General features: G+C 68.8%; 6 protein-coding genes. 4 read left to right on the forward strand and 2 right to left on the reverse strand.

What is annotated here, in order from left to right:
- Window positions 1–344 (reverse strand): phosphoribosylaminoimidazolesuccinocarboxamide synthase (locus tag AC5RW2_RS40820; RefSeq protein WP_494075279.1); only part of this gene is annotated, 344 nt, incomplete at its 3' end.
- A gap of 2 nt (window positions 345–346) precedes the next feature.
- Window positions 347–1,648, reverse strand: coding sequence for a phosphoribosylamine--glycine ligase (gene purD, locus AC5RW2_RS40825; RefSeq protein ID WP_494029070.1), 1,302 nt, complete (start codon window positions 1,646–1,648; stop codon window positions 347–349).
- A gap of 74 nt (window positions 1,649–1,722) precedes the next feature.
- Here purD and AC5RW2_RS40830 point away from each other — a divergent pair, with 74 nt between their 5' ends.
- The 4 genes from AC5RW2_RS40830 to AC5RW2_RS40845 form a co-directional block, all read left to right on the forward strand.
- Window positions 1,723–2,727 (forward strand): asparaginase, encoded by a 1,005-nt coding sequence (locus AC5RW2_RS40830; protein ID WP_494029069.1) that lies wholly within the window; start codon window positions 1,723–1,725, stop codon window positions 2,725–2,727.
- Window positions 2,728–2,729: 2 nt separating this feature from the next.
- Window positions 2,730–3,095, forward strand: coding sequence for a sterol carrier family protein (locus tag AC5RW2_RS40835; RefSeq protein ID WP_494029068.1), 366 nt, complete (start codon window positions 2,730–2,732; stop codon window positions 3,093–3,095).
- 36 nt (window positions 3,096–3,131) lie between these two features.
- The gene (locus AC5RW2_RS40840) at window positions 3,132–3,473 is read left to right on the forward strand and encodes a hypothetical protein (protein ID WP_494029067.1); all 342 of its coding nucleotides are present in this window, start codon (window positions 3,132–3,134) and stop codon (window positions 3,471–3,473) included.
- A gap of 77 nt (window positions 3,474–3,550) precedes the next feature.
- Window positions 3,551–4,321, forward strand: a 771-nt coding sequence (locus AC5RW2_RS40845; protein ID WP_494075280.1) for an amidophosphoribosyltransferase, incomplete at its 3' end; no start/stop codon positions are given.

The raw sequence follows: 4,321 nt of genomic DNA on the forward strand, positions 1-4,321 counted from the left end.
GCGATGCACTCCACGGGGTACATCTCAAGCCGTTTGCAGATCATCGCCCGGCCCTCAACCTCGGCCGGAACTCCGTCCGCCACCGTGGACGCGAGGACATGGTTGGGCACGCCTTCAAGCTGCTCGAACCACCACAGGCTCAGCTGCGTCAGGATGCGGCCCTTGTCCGGAATCTCGCTGGAGAGGATGTGGTCATAGGCACTGATGCGGTCGCTGGCCACCACCAGCACCCGGTCCTCCGAACCGTCCGCCGGTGCATAGAGCTCGCGGACCTTGCCGGAGTAGACATGCTTCCAGCCGGACAGTTCCAGCGGCGTGCGGTCGGCGGTGGTTTCGGCTGCCATGGCTATTTTCCTCCGTTGTATGCGGCTGTACCGGGGACGGAGGTCTGTCCCTTCGACGCCTTGAGGGCAATGTCGGTGCGGTGCTGCGAGCCGTCGAGCTCGATCAGCCCCACGCCCGCGTAGGCGCGCTCGCGCGCCTGCACCAGATCCTCGCCCATGCCGACCACGGCGAGGACGCGCCCGCCGGAGGAGACGACCCTGCCGCCGTCGTCCGCCTTGGTGCCGGCGTGCAGCACGTGCACGCCGTCCAGCGCGCCGGCCTTCGTCAGGCCGCGGATACGGTCACCGGTGCGGGGCGTGTCCGGGTAGTTGGCGGAGGCCACAACGACGGCGACAGCCGACTCGGGTGCCCAGCGCAGCTTTTCAGCGTCATCCAGTTCGCCCTTCGCGGCGGCCAGCAGCAGGCAGCCCAGCGGGGTCTTCAGGCGCGCCAGCACCGCCTGGGTTTCCGGATCGCCGAAGCGGGCATTGAACTCGATCACGCGGACGCCGCGGGAGGTCAGCGCCAGCCCGCAGTAGAGCACGCCCACGAAAGGAGTGCCGCGGCCGGCCATCTCATCGATGGTCGGCTGGGCGATCCGGGAGACGACTTCCGCCACCAGGCCGGCCGGTACCCATTCCAGCGGCGAGTAGGCCCCCATGCCGCCGGTGTTGGGGCCTTCGTCGTTGTCGAAGATGCGCTTGAAGTCCTGCGCCGGCGCCAGCGGAACCACCCGGCGGCCGTCGGAGATGACGAAGAGGGAGACCTCCGGGCCGTCCAGGAATTCCTCGATGACCACGGTGCCGCCGGCATCGAAGCAGCTCTGCGCGTGGGCCAGGGCCGCGTCCCGGTCCGACGTGACGACGACACCCTTGCCCGCGGCCAGGCCGTCGTCCTTGACCACGTACGGGGCGCCGAAGGTGTCCAGGGCCTCGGCGGCCTCCTCGGCAGTGGCCGCGACCCGGGCCATCGCCGTCGGAACATTCGCAGCAGCCATGACCTGCTTGGCGAATGCCTTGGAGGCTTCCAGCTGCGCAGCCTCCTTGCTGGGACCGAAGACCGGGATTCCAGCCTCCCGGACCGCGTCCGCCACACCGGCGGCCAGCGGGGCCTCCGGACCGATCACCACCAGGTCCGAGCCCAGCGAGCGGGCCAGTTCGGTGACCGCAGCCGGGTCATTGGCGTCGATCGGGTGGGTGGGTACATCCTGCGCAATGCCCGCGTTTCCGGGGGCTGCGTGGACCTCGGTGACGTACGGATCCACCAGCAGGGAACGGACAATGGCGTGTTCGCGGCCGCCGGGGCCAATCACAAGAACCTTCACAACACCTAAGCTTAACGGACACGCTAACCCCCACAGCCCCTCCCCTCCCCGCAGTACCAGCAGAAAGCACACCCATGCCAGAGACTTTCACCTCCATCAACGCCGTTGAACTGGCCGTCGTGGAGCGCAACGGCTTCATCGAATCCCGGCACATCGGGTCCGCAGTCGTCATGGCCGGGGACGGCAGCGTCGTGACCGAGCTGGGGGACATCGACAGCCCGGTCTTCCCGCGCTCCACGCTCAAACCGATCCAGGCCATCGCTGCCATGCAGTCCGGCGTACCGCTGCGGGGACCCCAGGTAGCACTGGCGGCAGCCAGCCATTCCGGGTCCCGTGAGCACACCGAGGTTGTCCGGTCGATGCTTTCCGCCGCAGGCGTCACGGAGGCCGAACTCCGGTGCCCGGCGGAATGGCCGCGGGACGAGCAGGCACGTCATTTGCTGGTCCGCAGCGACCAGGGCCGGCAGCGGGTAGCCAGCAACTGCTCCGGCAAACATGCCGCCTTCCTGTGGGCCTGCACGGAGAACGGCTGGAATACGGACTCCTACCTGGCCCCGAACCACCCCCTGCAGCAGCGCGTGCGCACTGTGGTGGAGGAGTACACCGGGGAGAAAATCCAGCACCTGGGCGTCGACGGCTGCGGGGCTCCGCTGCCGGCGGTGTCGCTGCGCGGCCTGGCCCGCAGCATCAGCAAGCTGGCCAAGGCGCCGTCGAACAAGTACGCGGACGCCCGCGCCGCGACGGTGGCAACAGCCATGCTGGACTACCCATGGGCTGTCCAGGGCCACGGGCTGTCCAACACCGTCGTGATGGAGGACCTCGAAGTCATCGCCAAGGGCGGCGCGGAGGGCATGATGGTGATGGGCACGCCGCAGGGTGCTTCGGTAGCCCTCAAGATGCTGGACGGCAACGGACGCGCTTCCTCGCTGGTGGCCCTGAGCCTGCTGGCCGCAGCCGGTGCGGTGGACCCGGATCGGGTGGCCGCCGTGCTGGAGAAGATCATGCGGCCCGTGCTCGGCGGCGGACAGTCGGTCGGGCAGCTACGGCTGGCCGGCCCGGTCTCGGCGTTGCTGGACTAGCCGTGGCACGGCGCCGCATTGCCACCGAGGACGGTTCGGCAGCCATCGCCGCGTGGCTGGAGGGGGTGCGTTCCGGCGTCCCCGCCGGCCGCAGCACCGTGGCCACCGCCGTCCGGTACTCGCTCGAAGAGCTGGCCCGGAAGGCTCCGGGCAACAGCGTCGAGGTACGCGTGCCGCCCTTCGGCGTCGCCCAGTGCGTGGCCGGCCCCCGCCACACACGCGGCACTCCCCCGAACGTTATCGAGACCGACGCCGGCACTTGGCTGTCGCTGGTGACCGGCAGGACCGGGTGGGCGGACGCCGTCGGGTCCGGCCAGGTAGCTGCCTCCGGGCTGCGTGCCGACCTCGCGGCCTACCTGCCGCTTTAGCTGCCGGCAGGCCGGCAGGCCGGTAGGCTTAGGGGCATGAGTTCTGAGCAGCCGGCATCCGACGCCTCCAACGGGTACGACGGCGGCGCCCCCGAGCGCCGCGAGATCACCATCCGCCGGGCGCCCAAATTCGTCCCGTTCCTGGTCGCCGGTGGCCTGCTCGGACTGATCGCGGCCTTCATCATCACCTTCGCGGTGCCGGAGAACCCGGATTTCACCCGCGGCTCCGTCCTCGGTTTCTTTGCCGTCCTGCTGGCGCTGCCGGGCGTGCTGATCGGGGCGCTGGCCGCACTGCTCTTCGATTACTTCAGCGTCCGCCGGGCCAAGCGGGCCACGGTCGAGAGCGCCGGCGATGACGCCGACGGCGTGGCCCCGTAACCGCACGTGCACCAGATCACGGCCGCAGCGGTTCCCGGAGTTGATGCGCGCCGTTGCTCTCGTGAGACAATGGCGTAATGGCGCGCGGCGACGGAATGCTTTCCCATGATCTACTTCCCGGCGAAAAGGGACCCCAGGATGCTTGTGGCGTCTTCGGTGTCTGGGCACCGGGCGAAGAAGTAGCAAAACTGACCTACTACGGCCTGTACGCTCTGCAGCACCGCGGACAGGAGTCCGCCGGTATTGCCACCAGCGACGGCAACCGGATCAATGTCTACAAGGACATGGGGCTGGTTTCCCAGGTCTTCAACGAGACCATCCTCAACACGCTGACCGGCCACATCGCCGTCGGCCACTGCCGGTACTCGACCACCGGTGGGTCCACCTGGGCCAATGCCCAGCCGACCCTTGGCGCCACGGCCAGCGGCACCGTGGCCCTGGCCCACAACGGCAACCTGATCAACTCCGCCGAACTCTACGATGTGCTGCTGGAGCGTTACGGGAAGCCCCGCAGCGGCGAAATCGCACAGGGCAACACCACGGACACCGCCCTGGTCACGGCCCTGATGGCCGGGCACCCGGGCCAATCCCTGGAACAGACCGCGCTGGAGATCCTGCCCAAGCTGCGCGGCGCCTTCTGTTTCACCTTCATGGATGAAACCACGCTGTATGCGGCCCGGGATGAATCCGGCGTCCGCCCGCTGGTACTGGGCCGCCTGGAACGCGGCTGGGTCGTGGCCTCGGAAACGGCCGGCCTGGACATCGTCGGCGCGTCCTTTGTCCGCGAGATCGAACCGGGTGAATTCATCGCCATCGATGAGAACGGCCTGCGCTCCCCGCGCTTCGCG

Source organism: Arthrobacter sp. B0316-1-20 (genome assembly GCF_059091865.1).

Excerpts from the sequence above, each read along its gene's own strand:
- AC5RW2_RS40830 (WP_494029069.1), top strand. The coding sequence starts at position 1,723 with ATGCCAGAGACTTTCACCTCCATCAACGCCGTTGAACTGGCCGTCGTG.
- AC5RW2_RS40840 (WP_494029067.1), top strand. The coding sequence starts at position 3,132 with ATGAGTTCTGAGCAGCCGGCATCCGACGCCTCCAACGGGTACGACGGC.